The sequence below is a fragment of the Cohnella rhizoplanae genome (assembly GCF_948329515.1).
Lineage (GTDB): Bacteria > Bacillota > Bacilli > Paenibacillales > Paenibacillaceae > Cohnella > Cohnella rhizoplanae.
Genome location: NZ_CAOJCN010000017.1, coordinates 23,539 through 42,468 on the forward strand (window position 1 = coordinate 23,539; position 18,930 = coordinate 42,468).

Annotated in this window: 8 protein-coding genes and 1 pseudogene; 8 read left to right on the top strand and 1 reads right to left on the bottom strand. The window is 59.3% G+C overall.

Translation table 11 applies throughout. From position 1 onward, the window contains the following. The first annotated feature begins 17 nt into the window (after positions 1-17). The 8 genes from PQG80_RS21105 (at position 18) to PQG80_RS21140 (ending at position 18,690) form a co-directional block, all read left to right on the top strand. A complete protein-coding gene (locus PQG80_RS21105) occupies positions 18-2,267 on the top strand; it encodes an alpha-L-fucosidase (protein WP_271753548.1) in 2,250 nt (749 codons plus the stop codon). Between the two features lie 231 nt (positions 2,268-2,498). Continuing rightward, positions 2,499-4,250, top strand: a complete 1,752-nt coding sequence (locus tag PQG80_RS21110) for a sensor histidine kinase (RefSeq protein ID WP_271753550.1) — start codon at positions 2,499-2,501, stop codon at positions 4,248-4,250. Positions 4,251-4,269: 19 nt separating this feature from the next. After that, complete coding sequence (locus tag PQG80_RS21115) at positions 4,270-5,904, top strand: response regulator (protein ID WP_271753551.1); 1,635 nt, start codon at positions 4,270-4,272, stop codon at positions 5,902-5,904. Between the two features lie 100 nt (positions 5,905-6,004). Continuing rightward, positions 6,005-7,744 (top strand): extracellular solute-binding protein, encoded by a 1,740-nt coding sequence (locus tag PQG80_RS21120; protein WP_271753552.1) that lies wholly within the window; start codon positions 6,005-6,007, stop codon positions 7,742-7,744. 59 nt (positions 7,745-7,803) lie between these two features. After that, complete coding sequence (locus tag PQG80_RS21125; RefSeq protein WP_271753554.1) at positions 7,804-8,703, top strand: ABC transporter permease; 900 nt, start codon at positions 7,804-7,806, stop codon at positions 8,701-8,703. A 23-nt stretch (positions 8,704-8,726) separates the two neighbouring features. Next, positions 8,727-9,614 (top strand): carbohydrate ABC transporter permease, encoded by an 888-nt coding sequence (locus PQG80_RS21130; RefSeq protein ID WP_271753556.1) that lies wholly within the window; start codon positions 8,727-8,729, stop codon positions 9,612-9,614. 105 nt (positions 9,615-9,719) lie between these two features. Beyond that, positions 9,720-14,303 (top strand): fibronectin type III domain-containing protein, encoded by a 4,584-nt coding sequence (locus PQG80_RS21135; protein ID WP_271753557.1) that lies wholly within the window; start codon positions 9,720-9,722, stop codon positions 14,301-14,303. Positions 14,304-14,565: 262 nt separating this feature from the next. Next, positions 14,566-18,690: an S-layer homology domain-containing protein gene (locus PQG80_RS21140; protein ID WP_271753558.1), complete on the top strand. Its 4,125-nt coding sequence runs from the start codon at positions 14,566-14,568 to the stop codon at positions 18,688-18,690. A gap of 99 nt (positions 18,691-18,789) precedes the next feature. Here the strand turns inward: PQG80_RS21140 and PQG80_RS21145 are convergent. Beyond that, a pseudogene (locus PQG80_RS21145) lies at positions 18,790-18,928 on the bottom strand (ArsR/SmtB family transcription factor); the annotation flags it as partial. Positions 18,929-18,930 lie beyond the last annotated feature (2 nt).

The window sequence follows — 18,930 nt, forward strand, 5'->3', positions numbered from 1 at the left end:
AGAGGAGGCTCATGAGGATGACGAAGTCGATGACGATGGGATTTCTCAAGAAAAACGCATTATTCCGGATGCTGCTGGTCGCGGCGATGCTGATCGGACTCGCGATACCGAGGCAGCAGGCTTCCGCGCAGACGTACAATGCCAATACGGACTGGTTCATGCAGGGGAAATACGGCCTCTTCGTCCAATGGCTCTATGGCGGCGGCGATATGACGGGCGACTGGAATACGCTGGTGAACGGCTTCAACGTCACGCGATTCGCCCAGCAAGCGAACGAATCCGGGGCAAAGTACGTGGTCTTCACGCTAGGACAGAACTCCGGGTACTTCGCGTCTCCCAATGCGACCTACGACCTGCTGGTCGGCAGAACCGCCGCGACGACCAAGATGTCCACGCGGGATCTGCCGATGGATCTATACGACGCGCTCGCGCCGTACGGCATTAAGCTGATGCTCTACCTCCCCGCGCGCACGCCCTCCGACGATCCCGACGTCGGCGACATCCTCGGGGATCCGGCGCCGATCTACGACCACCTGGCCACGCAGGACTTCCAGGCCAAGTGGGAGAGCATCATTCAGGAATGGTCGGACCGGTACGGCTCCAAGGTCGCCGGCTGGTGGTTCGACGGTACCTACAACAACGGCGCGATGTACGGCAAGCCCGACATTTCCCAGGCGTACACGGACTATACCAAGGCGCATAACTTCCAGACGTTTGCGGCGGCCGCCAAGCACGGCAATGCCAATGCGATCGTCGCCTTCGATCCCGGCCTGGCCGTCGATCTGCCGATGACGACGCATGCCGACTACATCACGGGCGAGCAGAACCAGCTGTCCATTCTTCCGTCGCAGGCCAATGCGGCCCCGTACACCAGATGGATCGGCGGCATCCAGTGGAGCGAGACGGCCTACCAGGGCAACGACTGGAACAGCTTCGGGCTGAAATATACGACGCCCTACATCGTCAACTATCTCTCGAAGGTGACCAATCAGAACGGCGTGCTGTCGTTCGGTCCGCATGTGGACAAGACCGGCAATATCAACGCGCCGCAGCTCGCGCAGCTGGTCGCGATCAAGAACGGCTTGCTCGGAAAAGGGCCGGGCGTCCAGGTGACGGACGATGCGGATGCCGCGTTTACTTATACGGGGACTTGGGGGACGAGCATTCCTTCCGGTACGGGCTACTATAACAATACCGGCCACTTCACCAAGACGCCGGGCAGCTATGTCCAGTACACGTTCAACGGCACCAACGTCGTATGGTCGGGCGTGAAGGGGCCGGATCACGGGACGGCGGACGTCTATATCGACAATGTGCTGGATCAATCGGTCAATCTGTACGCGGCCAACCGGTTCGTTAACGCGGAGATTTACTCAAAGACGGGCCTGATGCCGGGCAGCCATACGATCAAGATCGTGGCCCGCAGCGACAAGGACTCGGCCTCCACCGATTATTACGTCGAGGTCGACCGCATGAACGTCGCGACGGGCACGCCGACGGTGACGGATGACGCCGCGAGCGGCATTACGTACTCGGGCACGTGGCCAACCAGCGTGCCGACCGGGACGGGCTACTACGGAGATACCGGCCATTTCTCGACGACATCGGCCAGTTATGCGCAATATACGTTTACCGGGAAAAGCATCGAGTGGTACGGCGTGCTGGGTCCCGACCACGGGAAGGCCGACGTGTACATCGACGGAACGATGGATCAGACCGTCGACCTGTACAACGCGGAGCGCTACATCGATACGCTGCTCTATACCAAGCGCAATCTGTCCGCCGGCTCGCATACGATCAAGATCGTCGTGCGCAGCGACCGGAACGTCTCCTCGGTAGGCAATTATGTCGAGGTCGATCGCTTTAACGTCTCGCAGGGCACGCCGGTCGTGACCCGGGACGACACCCATCCGAGCTGGAATTATAACGGCACTTGGCTCACCAGCGTATCGGGGGTCGACTACTACAAGCATACGGGACACTACACCTCCACTGCCGGTTCCTATGCCGAGGCTTCCTTCACGGGGACGAGCGTGGAATGGGTGGGCAAGCTGGACGCGGATCACGGCAAGGCTGACGTATACATCGACGGGACGCTGGACCAGACCGTCGACCTCTACAGCCCGAACCGTCATACGGGCATCACGGTCTACAGCAAGCAGGGCTTGTCCACCGGGAACCACACGATCAAGATCGTGGCCCGCAGCGACAAGAACGTGGTTGCGACGAATTATTATGTCGAGGTCGATGCGTTGATTTATCAGTAAAAACGTTGAACGGACTTTTCAGTGGCCCTCCGGCGCGGAGGGCCTTTTCTTTGTTCGAGGATGCACCGCTTTCGCTCATCGAATGCCACAACCAAAAAATGCAACTATTGAATACTATCGCAATTCTATTAGGTGTCCGATAATCGCATCATAAGGAATGTCGGGTAAATCGGCGTTATCCGACATCGTAAGGATGATTTAGGGTAGGAAATCACCGAGAGGAGCGGTACGATGCATGTCGTAGAAGAAGGGATACGTGGCAAGACATGGCGAAAGACCCTTTTTCCCAAGCTGGTGTTAGCGTTCCTGATCGTCGTGACGCCGTTGTACGGGATCGGCCTCGCGATCATCAAGCTGGGCGAATCGAGCGTTCGCGAAGAAGTATCCAATTCGCTGTCATCGAGGGCGAGCTTCTTTGTCGATTCCTTGGAAAAAGAGATGGCGCATACGTTGAATTTGCTGAACCATCTTGCCGTGGACAAGGACTTGCACCGCCTTACGTTCACGGGACAGTATATGAAGATCAACGAATGGTCCGACGCGGTGCTGCGCCTGGAGAGCAAGATGCGTCTCGTGAAGGATTCGAGCGCATTCCTCAAGGGAATCGACGCGCATCTGGTCGAACAACGCCGGACGTTCTCCACGGAGCATTCCATAACGGATCGCTTGTCCGATGATTATATGGCGACGGAGGAAATTTACGATCATCCGGATCAAAGTCTCTTCCCTTGGGAAAATCGATTGTTTCTCGCGGTGCCGTTCCCGGAGTCGAGCTCGATGCATGCGCTTAAGCCGTCCTTCGTGCTGCAGGTCGAGCTCGATCTCCCCGCATTGCGGGAATCGCTGGCTCAGTTCACGGATTACGAGTCGTCCGGCGCGATGCTCGTCAATCTGGAGCAGGGCTGGGACGTCTCGAATGTGAAGGACGAAGCGGTGCTTAAGGCATTGGAGCCGCTGTTGAAGCGTCAGACGGGCAGCGCGGTGCGGAGCGGCGTCGAACGGTTGGACGCGGAGGGGGGGCCGTATTTCGTCGCGTATCATTTTTCCGAGCCGTTGAACAGTTATTTGACGGTATACGTCAAGCAAGACGGATTGCTGGGTCAGATCCAAATGTACCAGAGGATGCTGTGGGGGCTGTCGGCTGTATCGGTTCTGATCATCTTGGCGTATGCCTATTGGCTGTACCGTCTCATTCATCGGCCGCTGAATCGGCTCATCCGATCGTTTCGCAAGGTAGAGGCGGGGCAGTGGACGCCGATGTCGCTGCCGAAGAACGGCGACGAATTCACCGACTTGATTCGCCATTTCAATTCGATGGTTCACCGGTTGAGCGTCCTGGTTCAAGAAGTGGTCGAACAGCAAACCCGCGCGCAGCACGCGGAGCTCAAGCAGCTGCAAGCGCAGATCAATCCGCATTTTTTATATAATACCTACTTTATCTTGTATCGCAAGGCCAAGGACGAGGACCTGGAATCGGTCGTCCGGCTGTGTCAATACATGGGCGATTATTTTCAATATATCACCCGCAACGCATCCGACGAAGTCCCCTTAGAGATTGAAGTGCGGCACGCGATTACGTATGTGGATATTCAGAACATGCGGTTCTCTAACCGGATCGACGTTACGTTCGGCGAGATTCCCGAGGGCTGCGGTCAGACCGCCGTTCCAAGACTCATCCTGCAGCCGCTTCTTGAAAACGCATACAAGCACGGTCTGGAAAAAAAGCTGAGGGACGGAAAAATCGTGGTCGACATTCGGCGGGACGGCCGCCGAATCGTCATCGCCGTCGGGGACAACGGAGAGATGTTGACGGACGAACGGCTGGAGGCGTTGGTCCGAAGCTTAGGTCATCAAACGCCGAACACGGAATACACCGGTCTGTTGAATGTGCATCGGCGGCTGAGGCTTCGGTTCGGCGAGGACGCCGGGGTCGCCGTGTCCCGCAGCGAGCTCGGCGGACTGAGGGTCGAGATCCGGATCTGAATCGAAGGAGGAGACTGATATGTATCGATTGTTGATCGTCGACGACGAGCCGTCGATTGCGGACGGGCTGTACAACTTGTTCCGAAGCGCGGACGAGCTGTCCTTGGAGGTGTACAAGGCGTACGACGGGCTTGAGGCGCTGCAGCTCGCGGGAAGGCTGCGGGTAGACGTACTGTTGTCGGACATCGAGATGCCGGGGCTGAATGGCATCGAGCTGCAGCGGGAGCTCTGCCGAATCTGGCCGAAATGCCGGACGATCTTCTTGAGCGGATATAACTATTTCCACTACATCCAGGATTCGATGCGCGGCGGAGCGCTGGATTACGTCTTGAAGACGGAGGGCGACGAAGCGATCGTCGAAGTCGTGGCGAAAGCGATCCGGCATATCACGGAGCAATCGCAGTACGAAGCGCTGATCCGCGACGCGAAGGACCAATTGACCGTCGCGATGCCGATGCTGCGCAAGGAATACATAGCGGAGCTGCTGAACGGGGAGGCGACTACGGCCGCTTCGCGAAGATCGCAATTGTCCGCCCTGGACATTCCGCTCGAAGCCGAGCGTCCGGTCATGCTGGCGGCGGCGCGGATCGACGCCTGGCGAACGGAGATGGCGCCGAAGGATCGGGCGTTGTTCCACTACGCGATGAATAACATCTTCGAGGAATATTTCGCGCATTCGTACCGGATCTTTCATATCGCCTACGCGTCGGATCGGCTGCTGTGGCTCATGCAGCCGGCGCGGGAAGACCCGGAGGATCCGGAGCAGGCGAACCGCTACATGACGGAGATGATCGAATCGGTGCAATCCGCTTGCAAGACGTATTTGAAGCTTCCTTGTTCCTTCATCGTCGGCGGTCGGCCGTACGAATGGGACGAGCTGTCCGCGGCGGTCGAACGGTTTTCCCTGCTGTTCGGCCGCGGCTTGGGACAGGGGCCGGAGATGATCTTGTCCGATCGCCGGTCGAGCGGGGAGGAGCGACAAGACCGGCAGGAGCGGAGCGCCGTGCAGAAGCTGAAGCTGCTCGCGCAATGCCTCGATCAGAAGCAGCCGCAAAAATTTTATCGGCTGTACGACGAGATTATGTCGCCGCTTGCGGAACGACCGGAGCTCCAGGCCGGCGTCGCGTTGGAGGCGTATCACTCGCTAGCCTCCCTGTTCTTGTCGCATCTGAATCGGAACGAGCTCTTTCAGCGCTTCTCCGAGCGGCCTGGTGTCGGGAGATTGCTGTCCTACGAGGCTCATGACTCCTTCGCGGGCATGGCGAAATATTTCCGATCGCTGGCGGAATCGCTGTTCGCGGAAAGCGAGGACGAAACGAGGACGGTTTCGAACGACGTCGTCGAACGGGTGCGGGCATATATCGGAACGCACCTGGACGGGGACGTGTCGCTCACGCGGCTCGCGGAATCGGTATACTTGACCCCCTTTTATTTATCGCGGCTCTATAAGCAGCAGACCGGACAAAGCTTGACCGACTATATTATCGACATCAAATTGAAGACCGCGATGGACCTCCTGACCGGCACGCAAGCGAAAATTCAGGAGGTCGGAGCGGCGATCGGATACGACACGCCTTCGTATTTCGCCAGGTTTTTCAAAAAATACACGCAAATGACGCCGCAGCAATACCGCGATCTGCATCGAAAGCCATGAAAGGATAAAGAAGTTATGACTGTCTTGTTTCGGCGCATCTTCCCTATCGCCCATAATGGGCATTGAAAGAGAAACACGGGACTACGGGAGGGTTCTATAAATGGGAAGCAGAAGAGGGAGGACGCATTTCATTCTCGTCTCGTCGCTGCTGCTGGCGCTGACGACGGCCGCATGCAACGGGAACGAAGAGACGACTGCGCCGGAAGCGACGGGGAACGGAGGCGCGACGAAGGCATCCGAGTCGGCGAAAAACAGCCCCGCCATGAAAGAGGGACCGTTCGGAAAGTACGATCCGCCGATCACGATGACCACGGTGCGGGCGTTGCCCGACCTGGAGTCCTACCGGAAAGGGGAGTCGATCGACGACAATCTGTGGACGAGAGACTTGAAAGAGATACTCGGCATCGAAGTCGTGAACAAGTGGAAGGTGAACCACAAGCAGTATAACAACAAGATCACGGTGTCCATGATATCCGGAGATATGCCCGATTTCTACCAGGTGGACGCCAAGCAGCTGCAGCAGATCGTCGAAGCGGGACAAGCCGCGGACTTGACGGAAGTTTACCAGAAGTACGCCTCCGACGTCACGCGCCAATCGTACGAAGAGTTCAACTCGATCAAGCTGAAGGGCGCCACCTTCGACGGCAAGCTCATGGCGCTCCCGCTCAATGGTGGCGTTCCGGGCGGCGCGCAGATGATCTGGATCCGCAAGGACTGGCTGGATGCGCTGCACCTCGAACCGCCGCGCACGATGGACGACGTCATCCGGATCGCCCTGGCGTTCACGAACGACGATCCGGACCGGAACGGGAAAGACGACACGTACGGTTTGAATCTGATGAAGGATTTGTTCGGGGGATGGGCGGGTCTCGACGGCTTCATGAACGGGTACCATGCCTATGCGTATAACCCGGCGAACGGTTCGGGCACGGACTTGACCTTCGTCAAGAACGCGGAAGGCAAAGTCGTGCTCGCGGATACGCTGTCGGAGGTGAAGATCGCGCTCGGGAAGCTGCAGGAGCTGTACAAGGCGGGCGCCATTCCGAAGGAATTCAGCGTACTGGACGGAAACAAAGCCGGGGAGCTCGCGACTACGGGCAAGGTCGGCATGGCATACGGCGAGTTCTGGGTGGGCACGTGGCCGATCGCGGGCATGAAGAAGGAAAACCCGGCGGTCGACTGGAGGCCGTACCCGATCGTCTCCGCGGACGACGCTCCCGTTCATCCCGGCGGTCGAGGCGACATTCCGACTTCGTTTATCGTCGTCAACAAGAATGCCAAGCATCCCGAAGCCGCGATCAAAATCTTGAACTACTTCCACGAGAAGGTAAGCGGCCCGAACCGGGACCCGAACTATCACCAAGTGAAGGAAGGCGACGTCAACTATCAGGTGTTCAGCTTGTCTCCGATTATCGGACCCGGCTTCAGCAACCAGAATCAAATCGATAACGATCTGGTTCAAGAAGCACTGCGGACGGGCGATGTATCGAAGCTGACCTCCTCGGCGAAGACGTACTACGACGGCATTATGGATTACAAGAAAGGCAATCTCGACATGTGGCTATGGAATGCGCTGTTCGGCCAGGACGGCGCGTATTCGATCACGAATGCGTACGACCGGAAAACGCCTCCCGTGACGAGCGTGTACATGGGGCAGCCGACGACGGCCATGGTGACCAAAGGACCGATTCTGCGGGACTTGGAAGTGAAGATTTTCACGGAGATCATTAACGGTACGCGACCGGTGGACGACTTCGACGCCGCGTTCGTCGCAGAGTGGTATAAGCAAGGCGGCCAAGAAATCTTGGACGAAGTGGCCGCTAGCGGAAGAATTAAATAACGCGCGGAACCGGGGAGGGAGGGAGATCTCCGTCCCCCTTCCGTTCAGAAGGAGCGACCATGTCTTCGAAGCGATGGAGAATGCAGCTGCCGCTGCACGTCATGATCTGGCCCGGGCTTATCCTCGTGCTGTTGTTTTGCTACGGACCGATGGTAGGACTGATTATCGCGTTTCAAGACTTCGTCCCTACGAACGGGTTGTTCGGTTCGGAGTTCGTAGGTTTGAAGCATTTTGAATATATGTACTCGCTGCCCCAGACGACGGAGGTCATCCGCAACACCCTATTTATCTCCGTGATGAAAATCGTGGCGGGCCTCCTCGCGCCGATCGCCACCGCGCTGCTGCTGAACGAAATTCGAAGAGAGTCGTTCAAGCGGTCCGTGCAGACCCTCATTTACTTGCCGCATTTCCTGTCGTGGGTCATCCTGAGCGGCATTTTGATCGAGGTGTTGTCGCCTACGAATGGCATCGTCAATTCGCTGTTGGCGTCGATGGGAGTCGAGCCGATCTTTTTCCTGGGGGATCAGTCGTGGTTCCCGTTCGTCATGGTCGGCACCGACGTGTGGAAGGAGTTCGGCTTCGGCACGATCGTGTATCTCGCCGCGCTAACCTCCATCAATCCTTCGTTGTACGAGGCCGCTGTCATCGACGGCGCGAATCGATGGCAGCAAACCTTGTACATTACGCTGCCGGGCATGCTGCCGATCATCGTCCTGATGCTGACGCTAAGCCTCGGAAACGTATTGAACGCCGGGTTCGACCAGATCTTCAATCTCTACAACCCATCCGTCTACGCGACGGGGGACATTTTGGATACTTATGTGTACAGACTCGCCTTCGTCAACGCACAATTCAGCGTCGCGACCGCGGTCGGCTTATTTAAATCCGTCATATCCTTTACGCTGATCTCCATTTCCTATTGGGTGGCCTACCGGTTCGCCAACTATCGCATTTTCTAATGCGGAACGAAAGGGGAACACCCATGGTTCATCGGAAGACGCTCGGGCAGCAGGCGGCGTCCGCCGGGATTTACGCGTTTCTTGCGGCGCTATCCATCCTATGCGTCCTGCCGTTGCTTAACGTGCTTGCGATCTCCCTAAGCTCCGCCGCCGCCATTCAATCGGGGAAGGTCAGCTTCTTCCCTGTCGAGATTACGGGAGGCGCGTATGCGTTCGTCGCACAGAAGAAGGCGTTCCTCGCATCGATTGCGGTTTCCGCGGAACGCGTCTTGCTGGGGCTCGCCATTAACATGGTATTGACCGTACTGGTCGCTTATCCGCTGTCCAAGGACGGTTCCCAGTTCAGCTTCCGGACCGGATACGCCTGGTTGTTCGTCTTTACGATGCTCTTTTCAGGCGGATTGGTGCCGAGCTATATCCTCGTCAAGGAGCTGGGAATGCTGGACACGCTGTGGGCGCTCGTGCTGCCTGGCGCCGTGCCGGTATTCAACGTCATTCTGATGCTGAATTTCTTCCGGGCGCTGCCGAAGGAGCTGCAGGAGGCCGCCTTCATGGACGGCTGCGGCTACTGGAAGCTGCTATGGCGCATCGTCGTGCCGTTATCGCTGCCCTCGATGGCGACCGTGGGGCTGTTCACGATCGTCGGTCATTGGAACGAGTGGTTCGCCGGCATTTTGTTCATGAACGATTCTGCGCATTACCCGCTCGCCAGCTACCTGCAGACGGTCGTGGTGCAGATGGATTTTACGAAAATCATGGACGTCGACGACGCGATATATATGCAGAGTCTGGACGATCGCGCCGTCAAAGCCGCACAGATTTTCTTGGGCGCGCTGCCGATCTTTTGCGTGTATCCGTTTTTGCAGCGATTTTTTATGTCCGGCATCGTCCTCGGCAGCGTGAAGGAATGAGGCGGAGGGAATGAAGGGGGGGATTGGCCGTCCGGGCAAGGACGTCGACCATGCAAGGCCGAACGCGACGCCAAGGTATTTACTTAGAGGAGGGAATTGGGTTACATGCAGATGGGAATCGGAAAGCGCGCGCTCTCGACATCGGTTTTTTTCATCGTCGCTATTACGGGTTTACTATCGACTTTGTTCATTGGGTCCGCGACGGCCTCCGCCGCGACGTCGTTCTCGAACGTATCGATGAATACATCGACGCCGGCCGTCTACGAGAAGTTCGAAATGACGTTCGACCTGAGCGCGTCCTACAACAATCCGTTCGATCCCGACGAGGTCGACGCAAGGGCCTACGTTACGACGCCCGGCGGTCAGACGGAAGTCGTGCCGGCCTTCTACCGGTCGCTTTCGTCGCCGAAGTGGGCGATCCGGTACACGCCCCGCGCGGCGGGAACGCACCAAGTCACGCTGAAGGTCACGGATGCGAACGGGACCGGCCAATCGTCCAGCTATTCGTTCAACGCCGGGGCGTCCAGCCAGTCTCGCGGGTTCATGGGCGTGACCGGCAACCGGATCACGGACAGCGGCGGGAAGCAGCTGACGCTGCTCGGAACGAACTACGCCTGGGGCGAAGTGAGCGAGATCTTGAACGCCATGCCGACGTATAAGGCCAATCAGATGAACCTCATGCGCGTATGGTTAAGCTGCTGGTGGGCGAACTATGCGTTAGAGTGGGGCCCGGGCACGACGACGCAAGCCGGCATTACGATGACGTACGAAGGCATCGGCCGGTACAATATGGACAACGCGGCCAGATTCGATACGCTGATGGAGACGGCGGAAGCGAACGATATCTACATTATGCTCACGATGAACAGCTTCGGCGACTTCTATTACGATTGGGAATACAACGCGTACAATACCGCAAACGGCGGACCCTCCTATTGGTCGGACAATAATACCGACTTCTGGACGAATCCGACGGCGATCGACTATCAGAAGCAGCTGCTTCGTTACATCTTCGCCCGTTGGGGCTACAGCACGTCCCTCGGCATGCTCGAATATTGGAACGAGTCGGACAATCACGTGAATACGTACGAGCACAAGCCGTTCTGGCACCAAGCGATCGACACATATTGGAAATCGCTGGACTTCTACAATCATCCGACGACGACGAGCTTCGCCTGGATGGATCATCTCGAGTTCAACCAGACGAGCTGGGAGCCGCTCACGACGCTCGATATCGTGAACATGCACTTCTACCACAGCGCGAATGACGCGGTGGACGTTTGGGAGGACAACATTAAGCGCTCGCTAGCCGATTTTGGCAACCGGCCGACGTTCATCGGCGAGACGGGACTCGACGTGAACGTGCCGAAGAGCGCGCCGATCACGAATCGGTTCGTGCACGACGGCATCTGGGCGCCGATGTTCCGCGCCGGCGCGGCGGGGGCGAATCTGACCTGGGTCGTCGATCAGCACCCGACGAAAAGCGGCTTCGACCTGCCGGCGGAATACAAAGCGTATTACAACGTGTTCGCGGGCTTCGTCAAGCCGGAGGAATATTATCTGCCTTCGATGCCGCATGTCGACTACGGCGAACAAAGCAACGGGGTGAAGGTCGGCGCCTTCAAGAACGCCGACAGGGCGTTGCTATGGCTCAACGACGCGCAATCCAATTACGGCGTGGCCACTCCTCGTACGGTCAGCGGCATGTCGTTTACGCTGCCGTCGATGAATAACGGCACTTATACGGTCAAATATATCGACACGGTGAGCGGGCAGACGGTACAGACCGCGACGGCGACCGCCTCCGGGGGAAGCCTCGCGCTCAGCGGCATTCCTTCGTTCACGCGGGACATCGCCGTAAAGGCCGTGCGCCAAGGCAGCGAAGCGCCGGATACGAGCGCGCCGTCCGCGCCGACGAACGTGGCGTCGCCGGCGAAGACCGATTCGACGATTACGTTGACCTGGGACGCATCGAGCGACAATATCGGCGTCGCCGAATATCGGATATACCGCAACTCGGCGCACGTCGGCACCGTGAACGGCAGTACGGTGTTTACGGATACGGGGCTTGCGCCGAACACGTCTTACACGTACACCGTCTCGGCACGGGACAGTGCGGGCAACGCATCCGCGACTAGCGCGCCGCTCGCGATCTCGACGAATCCGCTCGATACGATTCCGCCATCGGCTCCCGGCGGCTTGTCGGCGATCTCGAAGAGCGACAAGGGCGTCGTCCTGTCATGGACGGCATCGACGGACAACGTCGGCGTCACGGCGTACGACATCGTGCGAGGCACGCAGACGATCGCCACCGTCGACGGGTCGAAGACCACGTTCGCGGATTCGGGTCTGACGCCGGGTACGTCGTATACGTACGCCGTGAAGGCGAAGGACGCGCGGGGCAACGTCTCCGCGCCAAGTACGGCGACGGTCACAACGTTCGCGTCGTCCGACAACTTCCTCGCCAATCCTGGATTCGAGGCGACCGACGGCAGCGGCCGGCCCGCGAGCTGGACTTGCGAGCAAATTTGGTATTGCTACTCGGATGCCGTCGTGAAGCGAAGCGGCAGCGCCTCCATGAAGGTGGACGGCGCAAGCTACGCCTGGTTCGGCTCGCACCAGAGCGTTCCGGCGGAGGCGAACCAAGCATACACGCTCGACGGATACGTGAATATTAGCCGGAACGTCGCGACGACGGTGCGCGTCAATCTGCAGTTCCTGGACGCGGAAAGTAAAGTGATAAGCGATCAAAATATCGCGACCCTCACGGGCACGACGTCCGGGTGGGTCAACGTTCACGGCACGACGACGTCGCCGTCGAACGCGGTATACGTTCGCGCGCAAATCCATTATGCGGACCTGGACGTTACGCTGAATCTCGACGACTTCTCGCTGAAGAAGGCCGCGTCGGATACGACGCCGCCTTCGGCGCCGGCGGGGCTCGTCTCGACGGCGGCGACCGATACGACGGTATCGCTGTGGTGGAACGCATCCACCGATAATTACAGCGTGACGGGCTACAATATCTATCGCAACGGCTCGCTCGCCGGTTCTACGACGGGCGGCGCGACGACCTGGTTCACCGATACGTCGCTGACGCCGGGTACGGCGTACACCTATACGGTGAAGGCGAAGGACGCCGCGGGCAACGTATCCGGCACCAGCAACGCCGTCGTCGCGACGACCACGGGCAACTCGTCGGATACGCAAGCGCCGACGGCGCCCGCTGCGCTGCAGTCGCCGTCCAAGACCGCGAATTCCGTCACGTTGTCCTGGACTGCATCGACCGATAACGTCGGCGTGACGGCGTATGACGTATATCGCGGTTCGACCTTGGCCGGTTCGACGAACGGCTCCACGACGACGTACACGGACAGCGGGCTGTCCGCCGGCACGGCATATACGTATACCGTGAAGGCGAGAGACGCCGCGGGCAATGTATCCGCCGCGAGCGGCGCGGTGAGCGTCACGACGAACGCCGCCGCCGGCAATCTGCTCGCGAATCCGGGCTTCGAGCTGGACAACGGCTCGGGTGTACCGGCCTCGTGGACTTGCGAACAGTCCTACTGTACGCGGAATACGGCCGTCAAGCGGTCGGGCGACGCTTCGCTCAAAGTAGATAACTCGACGGGCGCCTGGTTCGGCATCTATCAAACCGTCGCAGGCACGGCAGGAACGACGTACGATTTGACAGGCTATGTCAACATTCCGAGAAACTCGGGCAGCCAGATCGTGGTCAAGACGCAATTCCTGAACGGAACCGGCGGCGTCATCGCCGAGCATACGGCTGCCGGATTCAACGGCACGACCACGAACGGATGGACGCTCGTCCAAGGCTCGAACGCGGCGCCGGCGGGAACGGCGAGCGTGCGGGCGCTCGTGTACATCTACGGATTGAACGCAGAGCTGTACCTGGATGACTTCAGCGTCTCGGCATCTTCCGGCGGCTCCGGGGATACGACGGCGCCGACGGCGCCGTCGAACGTCGCGTCGCCGTCGAAGACGGCGAGCTCGGTGACCTTGACGTGGACCGCGTCGACGGACAACGTCGGCGTAACGGCTTACGAGGTATACCGCGGCTCGACCCTGGCGGGCACGACGAACGGGACGACGACGACATTCACCGACACGGGACTGTCGGCGAACACGGCATTTACCTACACGGTCGTCGCGAAGGACGGGGCGGGCAATGCGTCATCGGCGAGCGCGGCGCTATCCGTCACGACGCTGTCCGCGAACCTGCTCGTTAACCCGGGCTTCGAAACCGGTAACGGCTCCGGCGGAGCCGCGTCCTGGACGTGCGAGCAGTCATATTGCTCCCGAGATACGTCGGTCGCTCGATCGGGCGGAGCGTCAGCGAAGATCGACGGAAATTCCGGCGCTTGGTTCGGCTTCTACCAAGCCGTCGCGGCGAATGCCGGAACGACGTATACGTTGGACGGATACGTGAACATCGGTAGAAATTCGGGTACGCTGGCACAGGTGCGGTTGCAGTTCCTGAACGGATCGGGCGGCGTACTCTCCGAATCGACGCTCGCATCGTACAACGGCACGACCACGAGCGGCTGGACGAACGTGAACGGATCGCTGACCGCGCCGGCCGGCACGGCCCAAATGCGTGCGATATTCTACATCCAACAATTGGACGCCACGGTCAACCTGGACGATTTCACCCTGACGGCGAACTGACGAGAGACGCTTCATGCAATCTTGCCCTGCGTTCTTATGGGGGACGCAGGCGCAAGATACAGGATATACAAGTCGTTAGACAAGAAGCTTTGGCCTATTAAAAGCCGCTATAATCGCGGCTTTTTTTGTTATACGAACGGCAGGATGGTTTGAATTTTCGGCGGCTTCATCTTTTGATTACATAAAGTCGCATTCTACTTGACATCGGCCCTCTATAATCTCATTTATTGGCAACACGCAATGATGAGAGGATGTGCCTTGCTTGAGAAAAAGTCAAAAGAGCCTTACCCGAATCATCGTCGGATCGATGGCGGTGCTATTAGCCGTTCCCTTCGCCGTACCGGCGACCGCCAAGCATGTCGCGCTCGCGGCCCCGACCGGCGTCATCGACGACAACGGCGTCATGATGCTGGAGGACTTCGAGTCCGGCAATGCAGGCGTCGTCAAGTTAAATCCGAAGCGGGTCGTATCGGCCGGCGCCTCGATCGAGACGGACAAGCAGCACGTGAGGAACGGCAATTATTCGCTTAAGATCGATTACGACATGATCGACGTCGTCGACAATCCGTCGCAGCTGGAGCTGGCTCCCGGCACCGGCAGCATTGCCGTTCAAGGCAAGCCGATCAAGGTCGGACTGTGGGTATACGGCAGCAATGACGGCCATCTGTTAACGACGAAGTTCCGCGACAGCAAAGGCTCTTCGTTCACGCCCGCCTACTATGCGGACGATACCGTCGGCGTGAACTGGACGGGCTGGAAATACATAGAGGTCGACGTTCCGCAGGACAAGATCGAAGGCAGTCTCCTGGAGCTCTACTTTCAGGTGAAGCAATCGGACATGTCCAAGAAGAACAAAGGAGCCATCTGGATCGACGACGTGCAGCTGATCTACGAGGATAAGGGAATCGATCGGGAAGTGCCTGCGATCCAGGCCGTCTCTCCCGCGCCGAATGCGATGCTAACGAGCGACCTCGACAAGTTCGAAGTGCGCATTCAGGATGTTCAGGCGGGCACGGACGAGATGGCCGGCATCGACCCGAGCTCGATCTCGCTGCTCGTGGACGGGAAGGATCTGACGGCACAGACGACCTACTCGGAGGAAACGAAGCTGCTGAGTCTGCCGGCGGCGCTCATCACGAGCGGATACCATGACGTCGTCGTGACCGCCAAGGACATGGCGGGCAATCCGGCGCGGTTAAGCTATTCCTTCACGGAGGATGCCGGCGAGCGTCTCGTCCTGTCGGCGCCGGCAGAAGCGGTCAGCAACGAACTGTACGAAGTGACCGTATCCCTCGCCGGAGACCGGACGAGCAAGTCCTCGAAGATCGCCCTTCAATACGATCCGAGCACGCTGACGGTCGAGCAGATCGTGCCCAAGAACGGCACGACGGCGACCAAGACGTCGGATGCAAGCTGTCAGCTTCAATTCGACGTGAACGATATTCAGGCCTCGGGCGAGCTGGCCACGGTCCAATTTCGCGTCAGCCCAGATGCCGTCCTGAGCCGCGGGGAGCGCTTCAAGCTCGTGAAGATGAGCGCGGGCACGCTCGCTTCGGATGCCGCTACGGTCTCTTCCTTGGCTCAGCCCATCCGTTACACGATTGCCTTTCCTTACCTCATGACGGTTGAAGGCGTCGGACTGAATTCGACGTCGACCTTCAAGGTGACGAAGCATGACGGCACGCCGTTCGCCGGCGCGGACGTCTACCTGCGCGGCATGCTGGAGCAGATGGCCGTCGTGAAGCTAAGCGCGAGTTCGGCGGTGTATGAGGACGACGATACGACGGAGCCCGTGGTGGCCACCCTTCCCGAGGGTGCGCGCGTCTATGGAACCCCGGAAGCGGACGACGGCTGGTTCGAGGTCATGCTGCCCGATGGCGTGACGACCGGGTACGTGGAAGAGGCGAACGTGGATGCCGCATCGATCGTTCCTTTGAACTTGTCCTTGGGCCAGACGGACGAGAAGGGCGAGCTGAAGACGAATCTGACGACATTGGCGCTCGGGACGTACAAGGCGCAAGCGGTCGTCGGCAGCAAAAATAGCGCGGCGATCAGCTTCGAGGTCGTCGAGCCGTACGGCAGTCTGAAGCCGGAATACGTGCAGACGTACGTGACGGAGGATCTGTCGTCGCAGCTGAGCGTGGGGTGGACGACGAGCCCGATGGCCAGGGCGAACTACATTCAATATGTGAAGGCGACGGATTGGGCGAAGGACGCACCGGCCCCGGACGCCTCGAAGGTCGCGACGGTCGAAGCGGAGAGCGCCAATCAAGTGCTGAGCGAGCTGGAAAACGGGCCGAAGGGCGAGATTCGATTCCATACGGCGCTGATCGGGGGCTTAAGCGAATCGACGGCCTACAAGTATCGGGTAGGCAGCGAAGGCGCGTGGAGCGATTGGTACGACTACGCGACAACGGACGCGCAGGCGTCCACGCCGGTATCGTTCGTGTTCGTCACGGACTCCCACGTCAAGGCAGACAACGGCAAGGAGACGTACCAATCCTTAGTCCAAAACGCGCTGGATAAGTATCCGGATACGCAGTTCCTGATGCATGGCGGCGACGCGGTGGACGTGGGCGGCGCGTTCGGGGAGTGGGAGCGATTCTGGGAGGCTTCCGCGAGCTACGCGACGTTCCTTCCTTCGGCGACGACGCTCGGCAACCATGACGTGAAGGGGGAGGGCAAGGAGGTCTACGCCAAAGGCGCGATCCTGCCGGACAACGGACCCGACGCCTACAAGGAGTATGCGTATGCGTACGACGTGGACGATACGCACTTCGTCGTGCTGAATTCCGAAGGCACGAAGGAGCAGATGGCCTTGCAGGCGGAGTGGCTGCGCAAGGACTTGGACGGCAACAAGAAAAAATGGACCATCGCGATGTTTCATCGTCCCGTCTATCACACGGAAGCCGGCCGCGGGAATCTCGCCGAGGACGTAAAGATTTATTTTGCCGATATCCTCGAGAGTCACAAAGTCGATCTGGTGCTGGTCGGTCACGATCACGTGTACGCGCGGACGTATCCGATGGCGGGCGGCAAGATCGCGGCGAACGGCGCGGGCACCGTCTATCTCGACGGCGGCTCCTCCGGCTGGAAGTTCTACGATGGCGAGAAGTACGATTACCTGAACTTCTCGTACGATGACGATGTGCCCGTCTATACGCATGTGCGAGTCGCCGACGACGCGATTAAAGTCGAAGCCAGAACGCTGACCGGCGAACCCGTCGATTCGTTCGCCATCGCCAAGCCGAGCGGGACGACGGATCCCGGCACGCCTGGCCCGGGCACGCCTGGCCCGAGCGCGCCGAACAACCAGACCGGCTCGGGTGATACGAACCAAACGTCGCACGAGCTGACGGAAAAGGAGCTGCAAACGGTCCAGTCGAACGGCGAACTGACGGTGAAGGTGACCGGCACGGTTCGGCAATTGAAGATCGGCACCGGCGTTCTGGCTAAGCTGGCCGCCAACAAAGTCGGTTCCCTGATCATCGAAGGCGACGGTCAGCCTGGAATACGAATCGACGCCGCTCAGCTTAGCGCGCCTGCCGACGGATCGGATCTCGTCCTGGCGTGGAAAAAGGAACCATTCGCGAATACCGGCGCGCTGAAGCAGCTCGCGGCGGCGCCTAACGCGGAAGCGTCCGGCCGCATGGCCTTCACCGTATCCTCGAACGGCAAGGCCTTCGCGTATACGCTGGATTGGAACGGCTTGTCTCTTACGCCTTATACGAATCTGTACAAGGTGACTGAAGGCGGCAGCCTGGAACTCGCGGCCTTCAGCATCGTCAATCAGAAGCAGCCGGCGTCCTTGTCGTCGGGCGCGACCTATGCAGCGGTCGAAGTGAAGCGCGGCTATTCGGATCTGGCGGCTTCCCATTGGGGGTACCCGTACGTTCAGATGCTGTCCGGCATCGGCGTCATTCAAGGCACCGGCAACGGGCAGGTGAGTCCGGACAAGAAGGTGACGAGGGCGGAATTCACGGCGATGATCGCCAGAGCGCTTGGGCTTCAAGCCTCGGGCACGGCTGCCTTCGCGGACGTAAAGGCGAACGCCTGGTACGGCGCCGCTGTCGCAGCGGCCGCGGAGCACGGCATCGCGATGGGCGATCGCGGCGGCCGGTTCAACCCGAACGCGGTGATCTCGCGGCAGGAGATGGCCGTCATGATCAAGCGCGCCTTGGACGAGCGCAAGGTTACGGTTCCTCAGGACGGCGGCGGAGCGAGCTTCGGCGATCAGGCCGAGCTCGCGGACTGGGCGCGGGACGCGGCTCAAGCCTTGAGTCAACTTGGCATGATGGAGGGCGATGCGGCAGGCCGCTTTAATCCGCTTGCCCCGGCCAGCCGCGCGGAGACCGCCAAGGTAATCTCGCTGCTATTGCTCCAATAATCGCTTGCCCTAGGAATCCGCTAGAATGGACAAAAAGCAGACGCTCGCGTCTGCTTTTTGTCTTTTTTGCGCGCGAGGCAAGCGGCGTTGCGCAAGCCTCTAACGGCCGCTTTCTGCGAGCGTTTCTCCCGTTTCCAGCAGCGTCTTCATGCCGGACAATACGATCGGCAGCCCGTTCTCCAGAATTTTCGCAGTGGCGCGCTGCCTGATCGAATCGATCGTGCACGACGGTGACGAGTT